26 protein-coding genes and 1 riboswitch are annotated in these 22,597 nt (G+C 55.4%); of the genes, 5 read left to right on the top strand and 21 right to left on the bottom strand.

What is annotated here, in order from left to right; all coding sequences use genetic code 11:
* The first annotated feature begins 85 nt into the window (after nucleotides 1-85).
* The gene (locus ACQ0PY_RS14865) at nucleotides 86-421 is read left to right on the top strand and encodes a DUF496 family protein (protein ID WP_042318175.1); all 336 of its coding nucleotides are present in this window, start codon (nucleotides 86-88) and stop codon (nucleotides 419-421) included.
* Nucleotides 422-456: 35 nt separating this feature from the next.
* On the opposite strand, the gene ACQ0PY_RS14860 is transcribed toward ACQ0PY_RS14865, so the two are convergent.
* The 21 genes from ACQ0PY_RS14860 to pduA all read right to left on the bottom strand — a co-directional run bounded on the left by ACQ0PY_RS14860 (nucleotide 457) and on the right by pduA (nucleotide 17,239).
* Entirely contained in the window at nucleotides 457-1,323 is an 867-nt protein-coding gene (locus tag ACQ0PY_RS14860) for a GHMP family kinase ATP-binding protein (protein ID WP_109740354.1), read from the bottom strand.
* Nucleotides 1,324-1,414: 91 nt separating this feature from the next.
* Nucleotides 1,415-2,629: an acetate/propionate family kinase gene (locus ACQ0PY_RS14855; protein ID WP_044257561.1), complete on the bottom strand. Its 1,215-nt coding sequence runs from the start codon at nucleotides 2,627-2,629 to the stop codon at nucleotides 1,415-1,417.
* Nucleotides 2,614-3,066, bottom strand: a complete 453-nt coding sequence (gene pduV, locus ACQ0PY_RS14850; RefSeq protein ID WP_044257562.1) for a EutP/PduV family microcompartment system protein — start codon at nucleotides 3,064-3,066, stop codon at nucleotides 2,614-2,616. The genes ACQ0PY_RS14855 and pduV overlap by 16 nt, the downstream gene beginning before the upstream one ends.
* A 4-nt stretch (nucleotides 3,067-3,070) precedes the next feature.
* Nucleotides 3,071-3,421: a propanediol utilization microcompartment protein PduU gene (gene pduU, locus ACQ0PY_RS14845; protein ID WP_042318179.1), complete on the bottom strand. Its 351-nt coding sequence runs from the start codon at nucleotides 3,419-3,421 to the stop codon at nucleotides 3,071-3,073.
* Entirely contained in the window at nucleotides 3,421-3,975 is a 555-nt protein-coding gene (gene pduT, locus ACQ0PY_RS14840; RefSeq protein WP_043000226.1) for a propanediol utilization microcompartment protein PduT, read from the bottom strand. The genes pduU and pduT overlap by 1 nt, the downstream gene beginning before the upstream one ends.
* Before the next feature lie 2 nt (nucleotides 3,976-3,977).
* Nucleotides 3,978-5,333: a 4Fe-4S dicluster domain-containing protein gene (locus ACQ0PY_RS14835; protein WP_044267056.1), complete on the bottom strand. Its 1,356-nt coding sequence runs from the start codon at nucleotides 5,331-5,333 to the stop codon at nucleotides 3,978-3,980.
* Nucleotides 5,330-6,442 (bottom strand): 1-propanol dehydrogenase PduQ, encoded by a 1,113-nt coding sequence (locus ACQ0PY_RS14830; RefSeq protein ID WP_109740353.1) that lies wholly within the window; start codon nucleotides 6,440-6,442, stop codon nucleotides 5,330-5,332. The genes ACQ0PY_RS14835 and ACQ0PY_RS14830 overlap by 4 nt, the downstream gene beginning before the upstream one ends.
* 10 nt (nucleotides 6,443-6,452) lie before the next feature.
* The gene (gene pduP / locus ACQ0PY_RS14825) at nucleotides 6,453-7,838 is read right to left on the bottom strand and encodes a CoA-acylating propionaldehyde dehydrogenase PduP (RefSeq protein ID WP_044267059.1); all 1,386 of its coding nucleotides are present in this window, start codon (nucleotides 7,836-7,838) and stop codon (nucleotides 6,453-6,455) included.
* Complete coding sequence (gene pduO / locus ACQ0PY_RS14820) at nucleotides 7,835-8,842, bottom strand: two-domain cob(I)yrinic acid a,c-diamide adenosyltransferase PduO (RefSeq protein WP_109740352.1); 1,008 nt, start codon at nucleotides 8,840-8,842, stop codon at nucleotides 7,835-7,837. The genes pduP and pduO overlap by 4 nt, the downstream gene beginning before the upstream one ends.
* Nucleotides 8,843-8,851: 9 nt before the next feature.
* Nucleotides 8,852-9,127 carry a propanediol utilization microcompartment protein PduN gene (gene pduN / locus ACQ0PY_RS14815; RefSeq protein WP_109740351.1) on the bottom strand — a complete coding sequence of 92 codons (276 nt, stop codon included), beginning with the start codon at nucleotides 9,125-9,127 and terminating at the stop codon, nucleotides 8,852-8,854.
* 3 nt (nucleotides 9,128-9,130) lie between these two features.
* Nucleotides 9,131-9,622: a microcompartment protein PduM gene (pduM, locus tag ACQ0PY_RS14810; protein WP_044327502.1), complete on the bottom strand. Its 492-nt coding sequence runs from the start codon at nucleotides 9,620-9,622 to the stop codon at nucleotides 9,131-9,133.
* Nucleotides 9,619-10,251, bottom strand: coding sequence for a phosphate propanoyltransferase (locus ACQ0PY_RS14805; protein ID WP_043000232.1), 633 nt, complete (start codon nucleotides 10,249-10,251; stop codon nucleotides 9,619-9,621). The genes pduM and ACQ0PY_RS14805 overlap by 4 nt, the downstream gene beginning before the upstream one ends.
* Nucleotides 10,252-10,256: 5 nt before the next feature.
* Complete coding sequence (locus tag ACQ0PY_RS14800; RefSeq protein WP_044257567.1) at nucleotides 10,257-10,748, bottom strand: BMC domain-containing protein; 492 nt, start codon at nucleotides 10,746-10,748, stop codon at nucleotides 10,257-10,259.
* 23 nt (nucleotides 10,749-10,771) lie between these two features.
* Nucleotides 10,772-11,047 (bottom strand): propanediol utilization microcompartment protein PduJ, encoded by a 276-nt coding sequence (gene pduJ, locus ACQ0PY_RS14795; protein WP_042318188.1) that lies wholly within the window; start codon nucleotides 11,045-11,047, stop codon nucleotides 10,772-10,774.
* 19 nt (nucleotides 11,048-11,066) lie between these two features.
* Nucleotides 11,067-11,417 carry a glycerol dehydratase reactivase beta/small subunit family protein gene (locus tag ACQ0PY_RS14790; protein ID WP_043000234.1) on the bottom strand — a complete coding sequence of 117 codons (351 nt, stop codon included), beginning with the start codon at nucleotides 11,415-11,417 and terminating at the stop codon, nucleotides 11,067-11,069.
* Nucleotides 11,407-13,239, bottom strand: a complete 1,833-nt coding sequence (locus ACQ0PY_RS14785) for a diol dehydratase reactivase subunit alpha (RefSeq protein ID WP_446894152.1) — start codon at nucleotides 13,237-13,239, stop codon at nucleotides 11,407-11,409. The genes ACQ0PY_RS14790 and ACQ0PY_RS14785 overlap by 11 nt, the downstream gene beginning before the upstream one ends.
* 9 nt (nucleotides 13,240-13,248) lie before the next feature.
* Nucleotides 13,249-13,770 carry a propanediol dehydratase small subunit PduE gene (pduE, locus tag ACQ0PY_RS14780; RefSeq protein WP_043000236.1) on the bottom strand — a complete coding sequence of 174 codons (522 nt, stop codon included), beginning with the start codon at nucleotides 13,768-13,770 and terminating at the stop codon, nucleotides 13,249-13,251.
* A gap of 13 nt (nucleotides 13,771-13,783) precedes the next feature.
* Nucleotides 13,784-14,452, bottom strand: a complete 669-nt coding sequence (pduD, locus tag ACQ0PY_RS14775) for a propanediol dehydratase medium subunit PduD (RefSeq protein ID WP_043000237.1) — start codon at nucleotides 14,450-14,452, stop codon at nucleotides 13,784-13,786.
* 10 nt (nucleotides 14,453-14,462) lie between these two features.
* Nucleotides 14,463-16,127 carry a propanediol dehydratase large subunit PduC gene (gene pduC, locus ACQ0PY_RS14770; protein ID WP_042318193.1) on the bottom strand — a complete coding sequence of 555 codons (1,665 nt, stop codon included), beginning with the start codon at nucleotides 16,125-16,127 and terminating at the stop codon, nucleotides 14,463-14,465.
* An 18-nt stretch (nucleotides 16,128-16,145) separates the two neighbouring features.
* Nucleotides 16,146-16,958, bottom strand: coding sequence for a propanediol utilization microcompartment protein PduB (gene pduB / locus ACQ0PY_RS14765; protein ID WP_043000238.1), 813 nt, complete (start codon nucleotides 16,956-16,958; stop codon nucleotides 16,146-16,148).
* The gene (gene pduA, locus ACQ0PY_RS14760; protein ID WP_012906330.1) at nucleotides 16,955-17,239 is read right to left on the bottom strand and encodes a propanediol utilization microcompartment protein PduA; all 285 of its coding nucleotides are present in this window, start codon (nucleotides 17,237-17,239) and stop codon (nucleotides 16,955-16,957) included. Before pduA ends, pduB begins: the two co-directional genes overlap by 4 nt.
* 521 nt (nucleotides 17,240-17,760) lie before the next feature.
* Here pduA and pduF point away from each other — a divergent pair.
* From pduF to cbiB, 4 genes are all read left to right on the top strand, one after another.
* Nucleotides 17,761-18,570: a propanediol diffusion facilitator PduF gene (gene pduF / locus ACQ0PY_RS14755; RefSeq protein WP_043000239.1), complete on the top strand. Its 810-nt coding sequence runs from the start codon at nucleotides 17,761-17,763 to the stop codon at nucleotides 18,568-18,570.
* Between the two features lie 207 nt (nucleotides 18,571-18,777).
* On the top strand, nucleotides 18,778-19,695 hold the full coding sequence (gene pocR, locus ACQ0PY_RS14750; RefSeq protein WP_043000240.1) for a transcriptional regulator PocR: 918 nt from the start codon (nucleotides 18,778-18,780) through the stop codon (nucleotides 19,693-19,695).
* Nucleotides 19,696-19,997: 302 nt separating this feature from the next.
* Nucleotides 19,998-20,172: riboswitch (cobalamin riboswitch) on the top strand.
* 89 nt (nucleotides 20,173-20,261) lie between these two features.
* Complete coding sequence (locus tag ACQ0PY_RS14745) at nucleotides 20,262-21,641, top strand: cobyrinic acid a,c-diamide synthase CobB (protein ID WP_043000241.1); 1,380 nt, start codon at nucleotides 20,262-20,264, stop codon at nucleotides 21,639-21,641.
* Entirely contained in the window at nucleotides 21,638-22,597 is a 960-nt protein-coding gene (gene cbiB, locus ACQ0PY_RS14740) for an adenosylcobinamide-phosphate synthase CbiB (RefSeq protein ID WP_109740350.1), read from the top strand. The genes ACQ0PY_RS14745 and cbiB overlap by 4 nt, the downstream gene beginning before the upstream one ends.

Below are 22,597 nucleotides of genomic sequence, written 5' to 3'. Positions count from 1 at the left end.
AGCCATTGTCATTTGCGGCTGCGAAAAGTAATGTTAGCCCTATCGTTTAAACGAATCCGACTCTCACATTATCAGGGGTGTAAAAATGGAAACTACCAAGCCATCTTTCCAGGACGTGCTGGAATTTGTCCGTCTGTTCCGTCGTAAAAACAAACTGCAGCGTGAAATCCAGGACGTTGAGAAAAAGATCCGTGACAACCAGAAACGTGTTCTGCTGCTGGACAACCTGAGCGATTACATCAAGCCGGGGATGAGTGTTGAAGCTATTCAGGGCATCATCGCCAGCATGAAAAGCGACTATGAAGATCGCGTTGATGACTACATCATCAAAAATGCAGAGATCTCCAAAGAACGTCGCGACATCTCTAAAAAGCTGAAGGCGATGGGTGAAATGAAAAACGGCGACGCGAAAGCGGAGTAACGTTTTGCCAGCAGTGAGGATCCGTCAGGCGATCCTCACTGTCGTTTTACGCCACCGCTGACCATTCGCAATAAATGCTGTTCCGGCCAGTGCTCAGTCAGTCTGTTCCTTGCCAGTAACCACTTAACGTAATCAACATCGTGTCGCTGTCTGTCGAGCATCAGTCCGACGACGCTGCCGCTGTGCGCCACGTTCACGCCGTATAAACCACACTCTTCAACCAGCGACAATAGCGCGTCGAAATCTGGTTTTGGCAACAGCATCTGGCTGGCAATAGCGCTCAGCGTCGCCGCTTCTCCCATACGATAAGGATTTTGCTGCGCACAGGCTTCCTGTACTTTTTCCCATGCCCGCTTCAGCGCCGGTGCGCCCGCATGTAAACCTGCCTGCCGGGGAATGCGATGATAATCCGCGGTGCGTAAAGTTTGCGGACTCTCCAGTACGAGAAGATCCAGCGCCGGTTGAGCATCGCAGGGGATTTGCGTCGATGCGTCGTTGTGGTCAAACAGCGTCAGTTGCTGAAAAACGGTGCTGTCCGTCGGTTCCAGCGAGACGCATAGTTGCGCGAGGGTGGACTCATCCAGCTGATGGCCCAGATGCTGCGCGGTGGCGACAGCGGTTGCGGCAATATCCGCCGTACTGCTGGCCATGCCTTTGGCAATCGGGATAGTTGAATGGATCGAAACACGGATATCCTGACTCAGGTGAGCAGGGTAGTCCCAGTGTTCAAGAAGTCGGTTGACCATCGCCCGCGAAAGAGGGCGCTCATCCGCCAGAGGGGAACCGGTGCTGACCTCGACGGTGCTGTACCAGTCAACCGGACAGGAGATCAGTTTCTCGCTGCCCATTATCCAGCCCTGAATAAGTTCACCGCACGACGCGGGGCACTGCGCAACAGCCACGTTATCACCTTTCTGATCTGTAATCCTCGGCGCATAGTGTCATGGCGATTGCGCTATTACCATGATTTGCCGCAATTTGCGCGGCGCGAACTCAGGCCGACACGGCGATACTTTCTGATTCTGCGAGAGCAATCCGCATCACATCCTGGGCTATCATCAGCTCTTCGTTGGTGTTGATGACCGCCACTTTAACCATGGCGTTTTCCGCCTGAATAAAGGTCGCATTACGCTGATTCTTTTCTTCGTCTACAATCAGACCCAGGAAGTGCAGATTCTGGCAGATTGCCGCTCTGGCGCGCGCTGAGTTTTCCCCGATACCTCCGGTAAACACCAGCGCATCCAGACCACCCATTTGCATGATATAGCTGCCAATCGTGGCGCGAATACGCTCTGCAAACAGTGACAGGGCGAGCGCGGCGCGGGGATTTCCGCCGTCAGCAGCCTGCTCAACGTCACGATAATCATGCGAGACGCCTGAAACGCCAAGCAGCCCGGATTCATTGTTCAACAGGTGGTTAAGTTGCTGTGGCGTTTTGCCTTCACGTTGCGCAACCCATGGCAAGATGGACGGGTCGATATCCCCGCTGCGGGTACCCATCATCACGCCGGACTGTGGGGTGAAGCCCATCGAAGTATTAACCGACTTACCGCCTTTAATCGCGCAAATACTGCTGCCATTGCCCAGATGGCAACACACGACCCGCAGCGCGCTAAGCGGGACGCCAAGTTTTTCGGCGAGCGTCGCGCTGACGTACTTATGGCTGGTTCCATGAAAACCGTAGCGACGGATGCCAAACTCTGCGTAATACCGCCACGGAAGCGGATAGATATAGGCTGGCTCTTCCAGCGTTTGATGAAACGCGGTATCAAACACGGCAACCGAAGGCACGTTGGGCAGCAACTGGCGAAACACGTTGATGCCGAGCAGGTTAACCGGGTTGTGCAAGGGCGCCAGTTCGGCAAGGCGTTCAATTTCCGCCAGTGATTCATCGGTCACGCGCGCAGAATCTTTAAACGATTCCCCGCCATGCGCCACACGATGGCCGACCCCCTCGATGTCCTGCAGGCTGGTAATAATGCCGTGGCTGATCAGCATTTCGAGAAGCAGGGTCACCGCCTCGCGATGGTCGGCAACCGGGGTGGTCTGCTGCCATTTTTGATCCTGCGCTTTCAGGGTGATCCGGGCATCCGGCAGGCCGATACGTTCAATCAGCCCCTGACACAGCAAATCACCCTGCGGCATGTCCAGTAACTGAAATTTAAGGGACGAGCTGCCCGCGTTGATCGCCATTATTTTGTGAGACATGAAGATTCCTTTTGGTTCAGAAAGGCAAACAGTTCATCGAGTCCGGAATGGTTGACGGCGCTGGTCACGAACACACGTTCTGCGCCAGCCTGTTCCAGCCAACCTGTGACCTGCGCAATTTTCTGCGGGTCCGCTAAATCTGATTTGGTCACAACGCCGAACGCCGGTCTGTTCATTGGTGCCGTAAAACCGGGGGAAAAAGGTGACCACTGCGCATCGCTGTTGAGCACAAGCGCAATGACATCCGCCTCGCAGGCACTCGCCAGCAGCGCGCTGTAAAGACAGCGGTTTTCCAGATATTCGCCAGGCGTGTCGATGGTTTCGGCAGACCAGACAATCGCCTGCGTTTTCTGATACGCGAGAGCCTCGCCGCGCAGACACTGCGTCAGCGAGGTCTTACCGCACTGGCTGGGGCCAATTAACATCATGCGCTGCATTACGCTATGTCCGCGTGATGGAACAGGTTGTAAAGCGCATCATTTCGCCGAGCGTGCGCGTAACCTGTTTGAGGGCGTATTCCACCGCCGAGACGTCGCCGGTTAACACCACCGCACCCGTGAAGCGGTCAAGAAAGCCGATCTCGACTGCGCCGGATTTCGTCGCGATATCGCAGGCAATAATGGATGCTTCACTTGGCGTGATGGTGAGAATGCCAATCGCCGAGACGCTGTCCTGCAACCCCAGCTTCTTGAACAGGTCTTTGCCGGGATTCGCAATCAGATGCGCCAGCGTGACCTGTTTGCCGGGTACGTACTCCTGGATCATGCGATCCGTGGTCGGTTGCCTTTCCATCATCCCTCCACCATCTGACGCCACATCGCTTCGTGCGGGCGAGGGATCACTGAACGATAAACCAGCAGGCCTTTTTCACCCGCGCTCTCACTGGCAACCGCGACCGCGTTGTTGACATCGGAGACATCACCCGCGACCACCATGTAGCATTTACCTCCGATACCGAACGCCATATGAACGCGCACGAGCGTAACGTTGGACGCCTTCACCGCCCGGTCAGCCGCGCTGATACAGGCTGCTACGCTCCAGGTTTCAACAATCCCCACCGCCTGACGTTTGTCCACGCTGTTCAGTCCGCTAATCGCGGGAAGCACGCTGGCATGAATATTGGGTAACACCAGACTGTCGACCAACATCTCGCCAGCGAGCGCATTTCCGGTCTCGATCGCCTGTTGTACTGCGCCGACGTCGCCGCCCAGCATGAGCAAAAACTTACCCGGACAAATGGTTTTGCTGACCAGCAGATCCACATTGGCGCTTTTCAGCATGGCATCGCCTGCTTCCATCCCTTTGGCAATGCTGGTGAGTTCTAAAATACCTATGGCCTGAGACATGGTTAACCTCTTACAACGATGATGGCCTGATCTGTTACCTCACAGACAATGCCGTCAATACTGGCGTGAACAGGCGCGCCGAGCGCACCTTGCGGAATTTCAGCGACGCACTGACCACGCGCGACACGCTCGCCTTTCTGAACGCAGGGCACCGCGCTGGCGCCGATGTGCTGGCGCAACAGCAGCGTCGTTCTCTCAACAACGGGCTCGCTGTCGATTAATGGCGCTTCCCGATACCACGGTGTCAGCCCCAGTTTGGCGATGAGTCGTTTTACCGGCACCAGACGGTATTTCGCCATCTCATCGGCCGGGTTGAGCGGCCCCTCGTAGCGCTGATTCTGTGCACGTAGCTCGCGCTTCAGCATCCGGTTAATCCGCATAGGTGAAATACCTACCGGGCAGGCCACACTTTCACAGACGTTACATTCAGAACAGGTGAGGGCGCTGAGCAACAGCTGTGGCGTGGCGGCCTGATGGAAATTAACTGCGCGCACCAGCAGATGCGGAGAGAGCTCGTGACCGATGAGATGCCTCGGGCAGAGATCGGTACACAGGCGACACTGTTCACAGACTGTTCTCGCCACCGACAGTACGGTGCGCTCATCCTGCATACGTCGCTGAATCAGTGGATGTGTTTTCGGCAAAACCAGCAGTCCGCCGGTGGTTTTCGTGACCGGCGCGTCCAGTGACGTCACCAGGCTTCCCATCATCGGTCCGCCGTTGATAAACCCGGGATCGTCGATGGTCGCGCCGCCAGCCATCTCCAGCACGTCGCGTAAGGACATACCGATGGGGACGGTCACGGTCTGTGGACGAGCAACGGCGCCGTTGATAGTGAGCGTGCGGCGCGTCACCGGATAGTGCTGTTCGACCGCGCGGGCGATATTCAGTACGGTTTGTACGTTATTGACCACCACGCCCACGCTGACCGGCAGCGCAGCGGGGGGAACGCGGCGACCCGTCGCCATCCAGATGGTCAGTACTTCATCGCCTGCCGGATAAACATCAGGCAGAATGTGCAGTCTGATCGCCGGAGGTAAAAGCGGCGTCAGGGCGGTAATCGCTGGCTGGTACTTCTCTTTCAGGGCGATGATCCCTTCGCAGGCGCCGGTGGCCTTCATTGCATACTGTACGCCGCGAATCAGACGCGCTGCCTGCTGCGCCATGAGTTGCTGATCGACTTTCAGCATCGGCTCGCATTCGGCTGCATTGACGAGGAAAATTTCCACCTGAGCCTGGAGTTTGACATACGTCGGAAAACCGGCACCACCAGCCCCCACAATGCCTGCCGCACGAACGCGTTCAACGAGAGTCGGCGCATCCAGGACGTCTGGTTTATCATTCAGGGCGGTATTCATAACAATTCCTCAAGCAGTTCCTGAATGGCCCCGACATCCGCCGCTCTGGGGTTGGTTTTCAGCGTCACGTCTGCCAGCGCGGCTTGAACCATTGCCGGAATGCGCGCTGACCAGTTCTGTTTCTGTTCTTTAAGCGCCACGGCAAGGGTTGGGATAGCACACGCTTTTTTCAGTTGCTCGATGTGCTGCACCAGCGCGTTCACGCTCGCCGTTTCATTGGCGCTGTCAGTACATAAATGACAGGCCTTCGCGAACCGGGCGTAACGTTTAGCCGCTCGCGGATCGTGCGCGTTGAAGCGGATCACCGACGCCAGCAGCAGGGCATTCGCCAGACCGTGCGGTAAATGGAACTGACCGCCTAACTGGTGGGCGATGGCGTGGTTCAGTCCCAGTCCAGCCTGGCTGAAGGCCATCCCTGCCAGCGTAGAGGCGTTGTGCATTTTGCCGCGTGTAGCGAGGCAGTCGCCTTTACGAACCGCGACAGGCAGATACTGAAAGACTATCTGAGCGGCTTTTTCCGCGAGTGCGTCGGTAAAGTCACTGGCGCGCGTGGACACATAGGCTTCCAGCGCGTGCGTCAACACATCCATTCCGGTATTGGCGGTAATGGCGGGTGGGACGCTGACGACCAGCATCGGATCAAGGATCGCCATGTCCGGGTAGAGCGCGTTATTGAACAGCGGATATTTAATGCCTTTCTCCGGATCGCTTATCACGCAGGCGCTGGTCACTTCCGATCCGGTTCCGCTGGTGGTTGGGATCGCCACACAGGTTTCAATATCAATATCAAATTGACGACTGAACCAGACAATGGCTTTCGCGGCATCCAGCGCGGAGCCGCCGCCGAAACCAATCACCACGTCGGGGCGCAGGGACTGCATTTGTGCAATCCCCTGAACGACGGTTCCGATAGTGGGGTCGGGCGTAATCTCACTGAAGATGCTGATCCGGTTATCTGCCGGTATCGCCTCGCGAAGCGTATCAATCAGCGGCGAACGGGCGAGAAAACCATCGCAGATAATCCAGATGTGCTTGTTCGTAAAGCGGCCAAGCACTTTCAGGCTTCCAGGGCCGCTGTACAAACGGGTTTGTAGTGAAAAAGTATTCATCACAACCTCATTAGCGGATTGAGAAACCGTTAGTCAGCACACAGCGACGGGAGCGGGCAAACGTGCGTGCCGATGTTGTCCCTTCACCCGTCGGCGTGGCGATGGTGAAGGTGGTAAACCCTTCGCCGCCGACGCCAATCCCCGCATAGGAGGGGCCGTTTTTAACGAAAATGGAGGTCTGCAGCGTTCGCGCCGCAAGGTTCAGGCGAGAGACATTCTGCGAATGCATAATGGCGGTGTGGTGTAATCCTTCTTCCACTTTCAGCGCCAGCGACAACGCGGCGTCAAAATCTTTCACCTTCACCACGGGCAGCATCGGCATTAACTGCTCGCTGGTTACCCAACTGTCGTCGGCGCTGACGACGCCAATCAGCAGGCGCGGCGCTTTTGCCGGGAGCGGAATACCGGCGGCTTCAAGCATAGCGCAAGGGCTTTTACCCACCAGTTTTTTATTGGCTACCCCCTCTGGCAGACAGGTTGCACGCAGCTTCTCTGTCTCGGCTGGACTCAACAACAGCGCGCCGAAACTTTGCATCTGCTGAATCAGTTGTTCAGCGACGGATTCCACCACTATCAGGCTTTTTTCCGCGATGCACGGCAGGTTGTAGTCAAACGACGCGCCGTTGATAATATCTTCCGCCGCTTTCACCAGATCGGCCGTCTCATCGACGATGCAAGGAGGATTCCCCGCGCCTGCACCAATCACTTTTTTTCCGCTCTTCATACCCATTGCCACAATGCCCGGACCGCCGGTAATCGCCAGCACGGCAATTTTCGGGTGCGCCATCATCTGCTGGGTGGCTTCAAACGTCGGTTCGGCAACGGTCACCACCAGATTGCGAATGCCGCAGCGACGAAACGCAATATCTTCAATCATGGCGATAAGTTTCAGTGACACGGCCTTCGCACCCGGATGCGGGCTGAAATAGACGCTGTTGCCCGCCGCCAGCATGCTGATGCTGTTGTTAATAATGGTTTCTGTCGGGTTAGTGCTGGGCGCAACGGAACCAATCACGCCGAACGGCGAATACTCAAACAGCACCATGCCGCCGTCGCCGGTGAGTGCCGTGGTGGTCAAATCTTCAATACCCGGCGTATTGTCCAGCGCCGCTTTGTTTTTGAGGAATTTGTCCTCTTTGTTACCCATTCCGGTTTCTGCAGCGCTCTCTGCCGCCAGCGTAGCCAGTTGTGGCGCCAGCTCTTCCCGGATAGCGCTAATAATGGCGCTGCGCGTTTTTAATGGTGATTGCTGATAACGCAAGAACGCCTGGTGGGCAGCATCGACAGCTTCACCAACAGACTGAAAGATGCCGTTCCCTTTGATTTCAGTTTTTGCGGGAGCCAGTTGCTCGCTCAAAATAGTGCGGATGAGGGTTTCCAGTTCGGTCGTATTCATTGATGTGTTCTCACGTTTATTGCCGCAATGGCAGCCTGTGCAATGTCCATGTCCTGTTCAACGCTTCCACCGCTGATACCAAGACCCCCAATAAGCAATCCATCACGCCATAGCGCGTAGCCGCCGCCAAAAGTGACGACTTTTCCCTGCATATGACTTTCCAGCCCATATAGCGGCGCGCCGGGCTGAACTACTGACGCAAGTTCGTGCGTCGCGGTTTTCATCGCCACCGCGGTCCAGGCTTTTTTCGGCGCCAGTTCACTGCTGACCAGCAGGGCATCCGGCATCCGCCAGATGACGGCTTCGGTGCCGTTAGCATCAACAATGCTGATGACCACCGGGACGTTTAAGACTTGCGCTCGCTCGACGGCGGCGCGTGTTAACTGGTGAAGATCGCCAAAGGAGAGCGACATCGTAGATTCCTTTTTGACAGGGGCGTGACCCGCTGCCAGATAGCGCTTCGTCACTTCCCGGATAATGGTGTCCTGATGGGCGTCGTGATCTTCCGCGCGCGCCAGTGCATACAAGCAGTCTGACAGGCGGTTGATATAGCGCATCAGCACATGCCTGACGGTGACCTCGGCCGCGAGTTCCACCAGACGGCGTTCGGCCCGGCGCGCCAGAGTGCGGGCAAAATGCAGGCGGCTTGCGGCTTCGCAACGGCCAGGCAAAATGAAACTGTGCAAGGGGGCAACGCGTTCCATCGCGGTGTCGATAGCCGCTTCCAGTGCGGCAATTTCCTCAGAGCTGATATAGCGCTGATCCGCAGACGGCTGCTCGCTTTCGCTGGCAAGTTCAGCGCTGAACCAGAAAATTTGTAGCTGAATGGCCTCCAGTAGCGCGCGATGCTGCGCGCTATGGGTGGCGCAGACGCACAGGCTCAGCGCGGCGTTAAGCTCATCGAGCGTGCCATACGCTTCCACGCGGGGGTGCGTTTTACTGACGCGCTGTCCGGTAAAGAGCGCGGTTGTGCCTGCATCACCTGTGCGGGTATAAATCGCCATAACACCCCCTTACCGAGAAAGCGTGTCGACAATGCCGACAACGGCCAGATCGATGGCCTCATTCGGCCCGGAAAAAACATGTCTGGCGCTGGAGCCACTACTCAGGAGCACCAGTTCGCCAACGCCTGCGCCGACGGAGTCAACGGCGACTTCATCGCCTGCCGTTGGGTTCGTCGGCAATTCGCCGTCGGCACTCACGCGGCGTACCAGCAGAAGTTTTTTTCCGACCAACGAGGGCGATTTTTGCGTGGATACCACCGCGCCTGTAACACGTGCCAGATGCATGGTTCACTCCTGCTTCATCAATTGGATGTGGCGCGAGCTCGCGGTCTCGCGAGCCAGCGCGGTAACAACACATTTGCGATGCAGCACCAGCAACCCTGCAGGTAACGGGGCAACATCGGCATAACTTAACAGTCGGGTGGGGTGCAGCATGATAGGCTGCCCCTGTTCGTCACAGAGAATCAGCGGCAGTCGGGCCAGTTTTTTTACCGGCACGGCGGGCAGTAACCGACGTTGCACTGAGAGTTGCACCCGCAGGCCAAATGCCAGCGCCTCATGGATCATGACGGCGGCGGCATGTGACGAATCGTTGTTGGCGATCTGCTCCAGCAGGGGCAGATCGACCTGTAAAATATGCACAGAGGCATACTGAGAAAACAGGGCGCGGGACGGAGTTTCCCGCAGTTGCGCGACGCTCAGCGTGACGGTGCTTTGCGCACGACGTTGCAGGCGGGAGACCACCTCCTCGACGATTCGCTGCAACAGATCGCCGTTCATCGCTCAGTCACCAGTGTGACGAAAGCATTGGGATCATCTGCCCCGGCGGCATTGGCCTCGTCCGTATCAATATGCATCTCCAGACGCATGTCGGGGGAAACGCGTACCGCAACGTTATCGAAGATCAGCCGACGATCGGTGCCCTCAATGGCGACACTGACGCTATCGCCGTGAGCAACGCGCAGGATCAGCGCATCCAGCGGCGACATATGAATGTGGCGCTGGGCGACGATCACCCCGGAGGTGAGTTCGAGTTCGCCAAAGGGACTCACGAGGCGAATACCCGGCGTACCTTTGAGATTTCCGGACATCCGCAACGGCGCGGCGATGCCCAGCGTTCTGGCATCCGTGCGCGAAATCTCCACCTGGCTGGTGCTACGCAGCGGCCCCAGCAGGCGGACATTTTTCAGTTGACCTTTGGGTCCCACTAACGTGACGGTTTGCTCAGCCGCATACTGTCCCGGTTGTAGAAGCCCTTTTTTCTCACTAATAGGATGTCCCGGAAATAGACGGGCATAATCCTCAGCGTTAAGGTGGATATGACGGTTGGAAACGCCCAGTGGAATGGGGCGATCCCGTAATTCATTCAGCACTTTGCTGACCGTCGTTTCCAGAAGTTGCTTATCCATTACGCTTAACCTCGTTTACCTGAATGCAGGCAGAGCGACCGGGGTTCGCCTTTCTGGCGCTTACAGGCCGGGTCCAGACACAAATTGCAGCTGATGATCCCGTCTTCAGGCGCCGCTTCCGGTGCTGACTCTTCTACAACGACTTCAGTTTCAGGTTCTTCGATGGGGGCTGGCACGGATTCCGGTGCAGACACCGTTGCGGGTGCAGGCACAGGTGCCGGAGTGGCAGCCATCGCGCGAGAAAGAATGCCCTCGCCAGGTCTGGCGATCACTTTATGCGCGACCAGGCCATCTTGCTGTTCAGCGAGATGAGCACCGGTGATAATGGCAGACTGTACTGATGCCACATCACCGGTGATCTTGATCACCGTCCAGCCTGAACCGTTGGTTTTTTCAAGGCCAACCAGCGTGATGGAAGCCGCTTTCGCCATGGCATCTGCGCAACAGATGGCTAATGCCAGACCACTAACTTCGAGTAATCCCAGTGATTGCTTCACGCTGTGCTCCTTTTCGATAATGCTCAGGCCGATTTCGGTAAAATAGCCTCAACGTCGCTGTGCGGACGCGGGATAACGTGGCTGGATTTCACCTCACCCACGACGCTTGCTGCCGCGCAGCCTGCATCAACGGCGGCTTTAACGGCGCCGACGTCACCGCGAACCATGACGGTCACCAGGCCGGAGCCGATTTTTTCGTAACCGACCAGTTGCACGTTGGCGGATTTCACCATGGCATCTGCGGCTTCAATCGCGCCGACCAACCCTTTTGTTTCAACCAGACCCAGTGCGTTATTCATACTGCAATTCTCCTGTGGATTAAGCATTGAGATCCCGGAAGGGGATCCCTTTGACTAACCTTGCCGCGTTGTTTCCAGTACTTCGCCGGTCAAGGCTGTTTTGGCGATACGTCAGCGTAAAAAGCGGCGCTGAAGTGGGTAAATTCTTGTAGTGCACGACCAGGGTTTCTTCATTGCAGGCGATGCCGACCAGCAGCGGAGACTGGCGGGCCGCCTGCCATGCGCTCTGAACGACTTCTCCCGCCGCCTGGTTTTGAATCACAAACGGAATGCCTTCTTCTTCAATGCCGAGCAGCACCTCTTTCCAGACTGAAAGGCAGTCGCCGATAGTCGAAATCACAATGGCAGGCGTGGTGACGCTACTGTCCATGGGCAAACTCCTTATGCCAGGAGAGGATGAGCCCCGTCGCAACCGCGTTTCGCGGGCCTTCGGTGCCGCGAATGTTTCCGCGTCCGGCCACCAGGCGATAATGCGCCAGGGCGTCCGTCACCAGTTGCGGCACTTCAAAGTCCAGCGAGGAGCCACCGACCAGAACGACAAACGGAATATCGCGGATATTGCCCGTCGGGCTAACCTGTCGCAGTGCGCGCAGGGCGTTGGTGACAAACACGCGCTCTTTGGCGCTGCGGCGAATGGCGCGAACTTTCTCCAGCGCGAGATCGCCGGGCAGGGGCACCAGTTCATCCGGCTTGACCACACAGACGCGGGCAAACACCGCAGGGGGAAGTGGCGTCGGGAAGAATTGAACGCTACCGTCTTCGTGGCGCAGATGGAAAAGGCTTTCGACTTTGGCTAACGGATACTTTTTGATCTCTTCCGCCAGATAGCGGTCATCAAGTCCCAGCTCCCGGGCGATGATCATGGTAACCATGTCGCCAGCCCCGGCGAGGTGGGTGGCGATAATTTCGCCTTTGGGATTGATAATGGAGGCGTCGGTCGAGCCCGCACCTAAGTCCAGAATCGCCAGCGGACGCGTGGTACCTGGCGTGGTGAGCGCGCCCAGAATTGCCGCTTCGGCTTCTGCACCGCCAACCTGTACATCCACGTTCAGCTTTTCTTTGATTTCGCTGGCGATCATTGCCATCTGCAGACGGTCTGATTTCACCATCGAGGCGATACCGACAGCCTGCTCAAGAGAAAACTCACCGGCCAGTCCACCGGTGACACTGACCGGAACGGAGGTATCTACGGCCAGTAAATCCTGGATAAAAATTTCGTTGCTTGGCTTATTGGTCAGTTCAGCCATTGTCTGGCGAACGTGTTCCAGCATACCGCCAATATTGGTGCCCGCTTCACCGGTAACGTTGTCCAGTTTCGGGCATTCGCCAACTGCTTTCATAATGGCATCGGCGCCTGCAGCGACATCAACGCGTAGCGTGCGCCCTTGGGACTGCAGTTCAATGTTTCCGGCAGGAATGGCACGTGCTTTAACATCGCCTGACGGGGTTTTCACCACCACGGCGGAACGGTTGCCAATCAGCGCTCGCGCCATCGGGACAATGTTTTTGGTCTCGTCCGCATTGAGATTAAACACCGTCGCGATGCCATAAGGATTTGACAGCGTTTCGATGACTTTACCGGGCACGGCGACCTCAATGGCGGCCAGCATTCCGAGCGGGATACGGTCGATGTACAGCACTTCGTCAACGATGGGCAGGGGTTTTTCCAGTCGGTTACTGACCAGAACGCCATCGTCCTGTTGCAAAATGACACCGGTTAACTGGTAACCGGCACGGACAGAGGCGTTAATCATGGTGGCGACATCAGCGAAATCGAAAGCAGATGACACCACCAGAATTAACGGGGTATCCGCCGGTCGGGTGAGTAACTCTTCCGGCGTGATAGTGATCCCCACACCCAGACCGACGCCGCCCGGTGTTTTCGGGTTATGACCGATCATGGTGGATTCGGTGATGATGGTTTCCGTGATGGTTTCCATCGCGACATCACCAATCACCGGGGTGGCTTCGTTGATACGGATAAGCCAGATATCGCTGACATTGATGCCTGCACGGTTAGCCGCAAGCGTGAGCGCCTCCTGAATCCCAAACACATTACGCAATGTGCCTTTTATCCCGGTGGTTTCTGCCAGCGCGCTACCGGTAATGGTGAGCGCGCCAGTGTCATCCAACGTCGCCAGCGCGACTTCTGTGGATGAGTTGCCGATATCAATGCCAGCTATATATCTCATGACCTTTCCTTAGTCGTCGCCTTTCAGCTTCTTACGCTCGACGTACAACACCGCCGCTTCACGAACAAACGCGGCGCAGATTTTGGCCTGATAGCGGTTTTCAAGATCGTCCGCGATCGCGAGCAGTTCTTCTTTCGTTGAACGATAAGGACGCAGGGCGTTATAGATCTCGAGAATGCGATCGTCCGGCACCGCCGTCAGTTCTGCGGCGCGCTCAAAGTTCATCGCCAGGCGGTCACGTCCGGCATCTTTGGCAATAGCCGCCTGAATGCGCAGCGTTTCCGGTGTGATACGCATATCCTGTGCGGTCACTTTGTTGCTCAGAACGTTTTCGAGGGTGAACTCATCCAGCGTTTTGTTGGTGGCCGTTTTAACCCACTCAGGGTGCTTACTGGCGAGCGGATAGTCAGTCACTTTGGCGGTCTGGGTCGTAGTGCCCGAAGCCGCTGCCGGGGCAGATGTGTCGCCCTGCAGGCTGTTCATGCGGCTCAACACATCCCGAACCATCGATTCAATTGCATCGGTATTCATAAAGGGATCCTTATTAAAGCGCCACGCGCAGTTCCTGCGGGTTTTTGCCCGTCACGACGTACTTCGTCTCTTTAATGTGCAAGATGGCGGATTTAGCCTGATATTTCGGGCGCGCCATCTGGTCGTTCAGCGTCGGGACCGGCTGCGGTGATTCACGCTTGGCATAACGCGCGGCGTTTTTCCCAATCTGGCGATAGGTTTCCAGCGTCAGCAGCGGAGCCTGCGGGAACAGCTCCAGGTTGGACAGCGGCGGCAGTCCCTGTTGATGGATGACCGTCGTGCCTTTTGACTGGATGCCGATAGAGATGCCGGAACCACTCAGACGGTTACCCTCAACGGCAACGAAGGCCACGTCGGATGATTTAAAGCAGCGAATTACACGCGCTTTAATACCTTCCTCTTCAATCCCGGCAATCACTTCGCGCAGAATGTTTTTATGCGGTAGACCGACGATGTTAACGGTCTGAGAGAGACCAAACGCCGGGCCGACCGCAATAATCACTTCGTCCTGTTGCGTGCCCTGTTTCGCCTCGCCAATTTCCGTCAGGAAACTGTCACCGGCCGGTGCAGCAGGCGCGGTTGACGTTCCCGGTGCACGAAATGAGACGGGCTTATCGCTGGTCTGCATTTCGGACAGCACGTCTTCGATAATCTGGCGCAGCAATTTTTCATTAATTTCCATTGTTCACCCCTTAGCCAAGCTCGTTGGGATCAAGTGCGCCAGGGATGTTTTTAATTTCTTCCCAGCGTTCGCCTTGCAGGCGATAACCTGTTGCCGGACCGGCATAATCGTTGACGTCATTGACGGCAGAGAGCACTTGTCCATCGCCGACGATGATGGCGGAGGTATGCAGATAGTCCCCGGTTAACTTGGCCTTCTGGATGTTGAGCATGTCCTGCGCGACATCGGTAAAGCCGCCCTGAGCCAGCGCTTTCACCACTTCCAGACCGTTGCGGTTCTTATTGATGATTTCCTGCGCAAACTTGATGTCCTCAACGATGTTACGTTCAGGCATATCTTTCGAACCGTGGGCGTAGGTTGCGGCTTCAACTTCTTCATCCGTAATGGGCGGCAGCCCCATGCCAGCGAAAACCGCCTGCAGAGCGCGCGCTGCTTTGTTACGAATGGCGATAACGTCTTCTTCACGTACCGGACGCAGACCACCGTCCACTTTCAGGTCGCGCTGGATAACGTTGTAGTCATCAAAGTCTTCCGCATCTTCGTTGGAGCCCGCGAACATGTTGTCGTAGTTCGGCACGGCGGAATAACCGGAAGAGATAAAGTCTGTCCCCGGCAGGAACTGCATCAGCAGACGCGCGGTACGACGCATATCGGAGTGGGTAAAGGTCTGGTCGTTACTGGAGGCGCATTCCAGATCCAGCGAGGAACAGATCAGGTTTTCTGCCAGTACCGCACGAATTCCTGATGGCACTGCGGACGGAACGCCGATGCAGCTTACGGAGCCGTTTTGCAGACCCTGTACGCCTGCCGCTTTGGTGATGTAAATGCAGCGCGCTTCGAGATACAGCATGGATTTGCCCTCGGCATAACCCATCTGTACTTCAGAACCTGAACCGGAAGTGAAGCGCATTTTCAACCCACGCGAAGCGTAAGAAGAGGCGAGGAAACCTTTTGACCACGGCGTGTCGTCGCCGTCAGTAAAGACCGGTTCGGTACCGTAGACGGAAATGGTTTCGGCGTAGCAGGTGTGTCCCAGCATACCGAGCTTCAGTTCGGTTGCCTCTTCCAGTGAACACTGGGTTAACACGCCGGGGCGGCCCACCTGGGAACCGACGAGCAGTGCAATGGCGTTGAACGGAGCATAACGCGCCACGGCTACTGTGGTCTCTTGCTCGTCAAATCCGCGCCATGCGCCTTCTGCGGCGTCGGCCGCAATCTGTACCGGGTTATCTTTGACGTTGGTGACGTGCGCCTGTTGGGATGGCGTGCGACGCGCGCGCATCTTTTGCATCGCCATCATCATCTCAACCACGTTCATGTGCGAAACCACTTCGACAATTTTTGCCGGGGTCATCGCCGTGGTCAGTGGCACAATGTCGCGACGTTTTACGTTAGGATCGCACAGCATGTTAGCGAGTTTAACGGAGTCCATCGCCATCACTTCTTCTGCGCGCGCCAGGTTGATGCCGTAACGGGCAATGAAGTGGTCAATCAGGTCAAACTGGCTGACCGATTTGCCATCGAGTTCGGTGACGGCGCCGTTAACGATTTTAATCGACGGCTTGGGATCGTTCGGGCTTTCCATCGCAATGAAGCCTTCTTCGATCCACTCCTTAACGAATCCGTCCTGATTGACAGGGCGTTTCGCCAGTGCTTCAAATCTTTTCGATCTCATGAATGAGCCTCACGGAGTTCAGATATAGGACGGGCGATCGTTTTTCGGTTCAGCACCGAGGGTCGCAAGAACGGTTTTACCGATTTCTCGCGCTGAGATAACCGCCTGACGCACTGCGCCAGAATCGCCGGAGATCACCAGGATCGCTTCGTTACTGAAGCTGGTGCCATGTGCCGGAGAGCTGTAGGCCACAACTTCAACGTTCGCGGCTTTCAGGGCGGTATCTGCCATTAACACGCCGACGGAAGCCGGAGCACCCACAATCACGCCGCAGGCACGGCCAACCGGCGCACCAAACGCTTTTTCCAGCGCGTAACTGGCGCGAGCGGTGTACTGCAGTTCGATATGTCCGGCTTCGTTGCCATACACATCACCAAAGGTGCGATCGAGTTCTTTCAGCGCCACTTCAATTCCGCGCTTAACGTCGGAAACGTCGTTACCGCCGATAATGATGAGAGAACCGTGACCCGCGCCGCCTTTGGTATCGCGAGGGAGTTCAATGCTTACCACTTCGGTATTGGTGGCTTTGACCGCTTCGTCTGCCGCCATAATGTGCGGACCCGCGCCGGTACGCGCGCCCAGGATGCCAATGGAGCGATAGCGCTTCTCAAGCTTCATTGCTTCCAACAGGGCACTGTCTACGTTTGCAATCACCAGACCTACGGTGTCGCCAATCGCGGTGCCAACAAATTCCGTTAAACTGCAGCTCTTCTCTGCCATAGCCGTCTCTCGTTTTGGATGGGTTTTATCAGGGATACCCGCTTGATCAGGCGTTGCCACACGGGCAATGACCTGCGCCATGATCTGTTCAACCAGTTCATTGCTGCTCATGGGTTAATTCCCTTCGGTAAGATTTTTTCAACATCGGTATGAGGGCGTGGAATCACGTGTACGGCTTTCACTTCTCCCACGTTGCGCGCAGCAGCAGCACCAGCATCGGTCGCCGCTTTTACGGCACCGACATCACCGCGAACGATGACGGTTACCAGCCCTGAGCCAATTTTTTCGTAGCCGACCAACATGACATTGGCTGACTTCACCATTGCATCTGCGGCCTCTATGGCTGCAGTTAAGCCTTTGGTTTCTACCATTCCTAATGCTTCTTGTTGCATAAAGACCTCGCCTGGGTTGTCCCGATATTCATGACTATAAAAAGAAGCGAGGAAAAAGAATGGCTGACTTGAAAGTCTGGGTGAAAAATTAGTGGGCTGTGAATGTGACAAACTTGCTATGTTTTATTTTATCTATTTGTTTTTATTGTTTTTGTTATTTTTTATTAATGTGATATTTTGGCTTTTGCTATTCCATATTTACATTTTTGAGGGTGACATGGTTAATTTAATTTGCTATGCGGAAAATCCAATTTGTGACATTGATTGGAAAAGGAAAATCTTCAAATAACCAATTTTTGCTATCACGAATCGTCCTGGTTAATTACATTCAGGCACTCTACACGCTGCCTTTGAATAAATAGATGGCAAGAAATTGCTATAACAACACGATTTTTCCAGGTCTGAGAATGCGCAGTTTGCCAACAATTTTCAGCGGCCTCTTCCTATAGTAGTGCCGTTGTACTCTACGACCAGCAAGGGTCCGCTGGTAAGGACACGAACGCTTCTAAGAAGGTGTCACAATGAATGATTCACTGAAAGCGCAATGCATTGCCGAGTTTTTGGGTACCGGATTGTTTTTGTTTTTTGGTATCGGCTGCCTTAGCGCACTGAAAGTCGCAGGCGCCAGTCTGGGTCTCTGGGAAATTTGTATTATTTGGGGTCTGGGTATTTCGCTTGCGGTTTATCTGACGGCGGGAATTTCCGGAGCGCATCTGAACCCGGCCATCACAGTCGCACTCTGGCTGTTTGCCTGCTTCCCGGGACGCAAAGTTCTGCCTTACATCATCGCGCAGGTCGCGGGAGCGTTTGGCGGTGCGGTGCTGGCTTATCTGCTTTACGGCAATTTATTCACCGAGTATGAAACTGCCCACAACATGGTTCGCGGCAGTGTCGATAGCCTCTATCTGGCCAGTATTTTCAGTACCTATCCGGCGGCTGCGCTAAGCGTGTGGCAGGCGGCAGGGGTCGAAATCGTCATCACCTCAATCCTGATGGGGCTGATTATGGCGCTGACCGACGATGGTAACGGTGTGCCTAAAGGGGCACTGGCGCCACTGCTGATCGGTATTCTGGTGGCGGTGATTGGGGCATCCACAGGCCCGTTAACCGGCTTTGCCATGAACCCGGCGCGTGATTTTGGTCCTAAGCTGTTCGCCTGGATGGCAGGTTGGGGAGATATTGCGATGACTGGTGGACGCGATATTCCGTACTTTATTGTGCCGATTATTGCGCCATTGATTGGTGCGTGTGCGGGCGCGGCTATCTATAAGTACCTTATCGGTAAAAATTTGCCCTGTAATACGTGTAAAATCGAAGAGACGGACGCGTAATTTTGGCTGGCGTGGCTAATATCACGTCTTTAATTTCTTTTTCGTGATCTGCTTTCACGAACTGACTAAAAAGTCTCCCCACCCAGGGAGACTTTTGTTATTGTCCCTTGTACTTTCTGTCATTTACATACAAGGATGGGGATGATAAGAAGTAAATGTAAAATTTATGTTTTCATTATAACAATGGATTAACTGAGGGATTTTATCATGATTTCTGCGAGCACCCTGAACTCAGAACTCATTAATAAAATCGCACAGGATTTTGCGCAAGCGACCAGCCTGGCTGTTGTGGTTGTCAATATTCACGGTGATGAGATTTCTGAGCTGTTTAATTTCACACCTTTTTGCCAACTGATGCGTCAGCATCCGCAACACAGTACCCGGTGTCGTATGAGCGATCGCTGTGGGGGACTGGAAGCGTCAAAATCGGATCAACCCTGTATCTATCGCTGCCATGCCGGGCTTACCGATTTCTCTATTCCTCTCGTGATCGCAGGCCATCTTGTTGGATTCGTTCTGTGCGGCCAGGTGCGTTTACGTAACGATGATGGTGCCGATCTGCTCGATATCATGAAGGTTGACGATCGCTGGCAGGCCGATCCTGAACTGCTCAATGAGTTCAGTAATGTCCCGGAAATGGACTATTCTCGCGTGATGGCCTCGGCGGATCTGCTCAAACTCATTGTTGAAAACTGCCTCAAGAAGCAACTCAATTTCGTGGTGATCAAAGACAGCACGCAACCTGCTGAGCCTTCACGCCCGACCCGCGCCGCCAGCCCTCATGACAGCAAAATGAAAAAAGCGTTACGCTATATTGATGCCCACTTGTCAGACGATCTTCGCCTTGAAGATGTGGCCTCGCACGTATATCTGAGTCCATACTACTTCAGCAAACTGTTCAAAAAATATCAGGGCATTGGTTTTAACGCGTGGGTCAATCAACAGCGCATGGCCAGTGCCAGAGAGCTGCTTTGTCACAGTGACTGGAGCATTGCCAGTATTGCCCGCAATTTAGGTTTTTCGCAAACCAGCTATTTTTGCAAAGTGTTCCGTCAGACTTATCAGGTTACGCCGCAGGCCTATCGGCAAAAAATAAATGAAAACTTGCCTGCTGAATCGGCATAAATAGCAATATTTTGCTATTGCCGATTTTTGATATTCCCGCGTAATCCGGTCATTTATAATGGTTAAGTGTTTTTAGTACAGCAATAAATTGTCATAGCGCAATAAAATATCGCTCTTTACGGAATAAACTTCACCAGTTTTTATTTCTGTGATGAGATACAGTGTCATTGTTAAGAGGTTTCATTATTCTCTTGCACGACATTTCATTCAGAATCGTTTTATTGCGGCGTTTTTTGTTGATAAAAAATGCGTAACGAATAAGTAACGAAAAGTATTGTTGTGATGAGGAGAATTCATTCTGTTCATCATTTAAGCCGACAGGTTTGACACATTTGTGTCTGGGAAGGGGGTGAAAATCCCCCGCAGCCCCCGCTGCTGTGATGCTGACAACCCCGTGAAGACCACTGATCGCAAGATTGGGAAGGACGGGCGAGGACGACGCTAAGCCAGAAGACCAGCCTGTCGGATACTACCAACAACTTCGGTGGGAAGTGGGTTGCTCAGATGCGTACAGTCGGAAGACTGGGTGTCGGTACATCCCTACCACCCTGAACAGGATCAGGGTCATGGCGGCAAAGCAGTACGCGTTTGTTCTGGCAGGTACCGGTAGCGGCTGTGGTAAAACCACAGTGACGCTGGGCTTGCTGAACGTGATGAAACAACGTGGTTTACGCGTCCAGCCCTGCAAAGTCGGCCCTGATTACCTTGACACCGCCTGGCATACGGCCATCAGCGGTACCGCCTCCCGCAACCTCGACAGTTTTATGCTCCCCGAGCCGGTGCTTAATGCGCTGTTCCGCGAACAGATGCAGGATGCAGATATTGCAGTGATCGAAGGGGTGATGGGGCTGTACGACGGTTACGGTACAGATCCTGATTATTGCAGTACCGCCGCGATGGCCAAGCAGTTGGGCTGTCCGGTCATTCTGCTGGTTGACGGGAAAGCCGTTTCTACTTCCATTGCCGCCACGGTGATGGGCTTCCAGCATTTCGACCCGACGCTGAACATTGCCGGCGTCATCGTTAACCGCGTCAACAGTGAGTCCCATTTCCAGTTGCTGAAAACCGCTATCGAGCACTACTGCGCTGTGCCGGTGCTGGGTTACGTCCCGCGCGTTGACGGCGTCGCGCTACCCGAACGGCATCTGGGATTGGTGACCGCGCGTGAGTCCGTCGTCAATCAACAATCGTGGCAGGATTTCGCCGCCCGGCTGGAAAGTACACTGGATATCGATCGGTTGCTGGCGTTAAGCCACCTTCAGGCATTGCCGCCAGGCGAATGGCCTGAACGTCCTGCGCCCAACGCCGGAGAAGGACTGACGCTGGCGATGGCTGATGATGAGGCCTTTAATTTTTATTATCCCGATAACGTGGCGCTGCTGGCGCGTACCGGCGTCAACATTGTGCGCTTCAGCCCGCTCCACGATCGCGAATTACCCGATTGTCAAATGGTCTGGCTGGGCGGCGGTTATCCGGAACTGCACGCGTCCGCGCTGGCGGCCAATACTACTATGCTGACAAGCCTGCGCGAGGCGCATCAGCGCGGTGTCGCCATTTATGCCGAATGCGGCGGATTGATGTACCTCGGCAGCCTGCTGGAAGATGCCGACGGGGTTGAGCATCGCATGGCCGATATCCTTCCCGGTCGCAGCAAAATGGGTAAACGGCTAACCCGCTTTGGCTATTGTGAAGCGCAGGCTTTGCAGCCCACGCTGCTGGCCGCGGAAGGCGATGTGCTGCGCGGTCATGAATTCCATTACTCCGATTTTTCCCCTGAAACCCCCGCTGTGCTGGCTTGCCGTAAAGTCCGTGACGGTCAGACGGTGCAGGCGTGGTCCGGTGGCTGGCGAACGGGCAACACCTTCGCCAGCTACCTGCACGTTCACTTTGCTCAGCGTCCATTAATGCTTAATCACTGGCTGAATGCCGCGCGGGAGGCGTTATGACGCTACTGGCATGGTGTGTGGCCTGGCTTCTCGATGTCGTGATTGGCGACCCACCAGACTGGCCGCATCCGGTGCGCTGGATAGGCAATCTGATCACTGCCGTGCAGCGGATTATTCGCCGCTACTGCCACAGCGACCGGGCGTTACGCATTGGTGGTGGGGTGATGTGGCTGGTGGTTGTCGGCTTGACGTGGGCGGTTGCCTGGGGCGTGTTACACCTGGCGGCGTGGATTCATCCATGGCTCGGTTGGGTCGTTGAAGTCTGGATGATTTTCACCGTGCTGGCGGGGCGCTGTCTGGCAACGGCGGCGCAAGAGGTTGAGCGCCCGCTGCGCGAAGGTAACCTTGCACAAAGCCGCGAAAAGCTCTCGTGGATTGTGGGGCGCGACACATCGCAACTTCAGCCAGAACAGATCAACCGGGCGGTCGTGGAAACCGTGGCGGAGAATACGGTTGACGGCATTATCGCGCCGCTGTTCTTCCTCTTAATTGGCGGCGCGCCGATGGCGATGGCCTACAAAGCGGTGAACACCCTGGATTCCATGGTGGGTTATAAACACGAAAAATACCGGGCGATTGGCATGGTCAGTGCTCGCCTGGACGACGTCGCGAACTACATTCCTGCACGGCTGAGCTGGCTGCTGCTGAGCGCGGCAGCGGTGTTGTGCCGTCGTGACGGCGCCCGGGCGCTCTGTGTGGGCTGGCGGGATCGCTATAACCACAGCAGCCCGAACTGTGCCTGGGCGGAGGCTTCCGTTGCCGGTGCGTTGGGCATTCGACTGGGCGGCCCGAATGATTACTTTGGCGAGCGCGTTGAAAAACCGTGGATCGGCGACGCGCAGCGCACTATTTCCATAGATGACATTTCCCAAACGATTCGACTGATGTGGGTTGCCTCAACGCTGGCTCTGGTGCTGTTCCTTGTGACGCGCTGGCTGGTAATGGGTGTGGCCTGA

This window comes from Citrobacter sp. LST-B2 (genome assembly GCF_057983045.1).
This window is presented reverse-complemented; position numbering and strand designations above follow the sequence as displayed.

What these genes read in the sequence shown, in the direction of transcription:
- ACQ0PY_RS14865 (WP_042318175.1), top strand. Translation starts at nt 86, where the DNA reads ATGGAAACTACCAAGCCATCTTTCCAGGACGTGCTGGAATTTGTCCGT.
- ACQ0PY_RS14855 (WP_044257561.1), bottom strand. Translation starts at nt 2,629, where the DNA reads ATGTCTCACAAAATAATGGCGATCAACGCGGGCAGCTCGTCCCTTAAA.
- pduV (WP_044257562.1), bottom strand. Translation starts at nt 3,066, where the DNA reads ATGCAGCGCATGATGTTAATTGGCCCCAGCCAGTGCGGTAAGACCTCG.
- pduU (WP_042318179.1), bottom strand. Translation starts at nt 3,421, where the DNA reads ATGGAAAGGCAACCGACCACGGATCGCATGATCCAGGAGTACGTACCC.
- pduT (WP_043000226.1), bottom strand. Translation starts at nt 3,975, where the DNA reads ATGTCTCAGGCCATAGGTATTTTAGAACTCACCAGCATTGCCAAAGGG.
- ACQ0PY_RS14835 (WP_044267056.1), bottom strand. Translation starts at nt 5,333, where the DNA reads ATGAATACCGCCCTGAATGATAAACCAGACGTCCTGGATGCGCCGACT.
- ACQ0PY_RS14830 (WP_109740353.1), bottom strand. Translation starts at nt 6,442, where the DNA reads ATGAATACTTTTTCACTACAAACCCGTTTGTACAGCGGCCCTGGAAGC.
- pduP (WP_044267059.1), bottom strand. Translation starts at nt 7,838, where the DNA reads ATGAATACGACCGAACTGGAAACCCTCATCCGCACTATTTTGAGCGAG.
- pduO (WP_109740352.1), bottom strand. Translation starts at nt 8,842, where the DNA reads ATGGCGATTTATACCCGCACAGGTGATGCAGGCACAACCGCGCTCTTT.
- pduN (WP_109740351.1), bottom strand. Translation starts at nt 9,127, where the DNA reads ATGCATCTGGCACGTGTTACAGGCGCGGTGGTATCCACGCAAAAATCG.
- pduM (WP_044327502.1), bottom strand. Translation starts at nt 9,622, where the DNA reads ATGAACGGCGATCTGTTGCAGCGAATCGTCGAGGAGGTGGTCTCCCGC.
- ACQ0PY_RS14805 (WP_043000232.1), bottom strand. Translation starts at nt 10,251, where the DNA reads ATGGATAAGCAACTTCTGGAAACGACGGTCAGCAAAGTGCTGAATGAA.
- pduJ (WP_042318188.1), bottom strand. Translation starts at nt 11,047, where the DNA reads ATGAATAACGCACTGGGTCTGGTTGAAACAAAAGGGTTGGTCGGCGCG.
- ACQ0PY_RS14790 (WP_043000234.1), bottom strand. Translation starts at nt 11,417, where the DNA reads ATGGACAGTAGCGTCACCACGCCTGCCATTGTGATTTCGACTATCGGC.
- ACQ0PY_RS14785 (WP_446894152.1), bottom strand. Translation starts at nt 13,239, where the DNA reads ATGAGATATATAGCTGGCATTGATATCGGCAACTCATCCACAGAAGTC.
- pduE (WP_043000236.1), bottom strand. Translation starts at nt 13,770, where the DNA reads ATGAATACCGATGCAATTGAATCGATGGTTCGGGATGTGTTGAGCCGC.
- pduD (WP_043000237.1), bottom strand. Translation starts at nt 14,452, where the DNA reads ATGGAAATTAATGAAAAATTGCTGCGCCAGATTATCGAAGACGTGCTG.
- pduC (WP_042318193.1), bottom strand. Translation starts at nt 16,127, where the DNA reads ATGAGATCGAAAAGATTTGAAGCACTGGCGAAACGCCCTGTCAATCAG.
- pduB (WP_043000238.1), bottom strand. Translation starts at nt 16,958, where the DNA reads ATGAGCAGCAATGAACTGGTTGAACAGATCATGGCGCAGGTCATTGCC.
- pduA (WP_012906330.1), bottom strand. Translation starts at nt 17,239, where the DNA reads ATGCAACAAGAAGCATTAGGAATGGTAGAAACCAAAGGCTTAACTGCA.
- pduF (WP_043000239.1), top strand. Translation starts at nt 17,761, where the DNA reads ATGAATGATTCACTGAAAGCGCAATGCATTGCCGAGTTTTTGGGTACC.
- pocR (WP_043000240.1), top strand. Translation starts at nt 18,778, where the DNA reads ATGATTTCTGCGAGCACCCTGAACTCAGAACTCATTAATAAAATCGCA.
- ACQ0PY_RS14745 (WP_043000241.1), top strand. Translation starts at nt 20,262, where the DNA reads ATGGCGGCAAAGCAGTACGCGTTTGTTCTGGCAGGTACCGGTAGCGGC.
- cbiB (WP_109740350.1), top strand. Translation starts at nt 21,638, where the DNA reads ATGACGCTACTGGCATGGTGTGTGGCCTGGCTTCTCGATGTCGTGATT.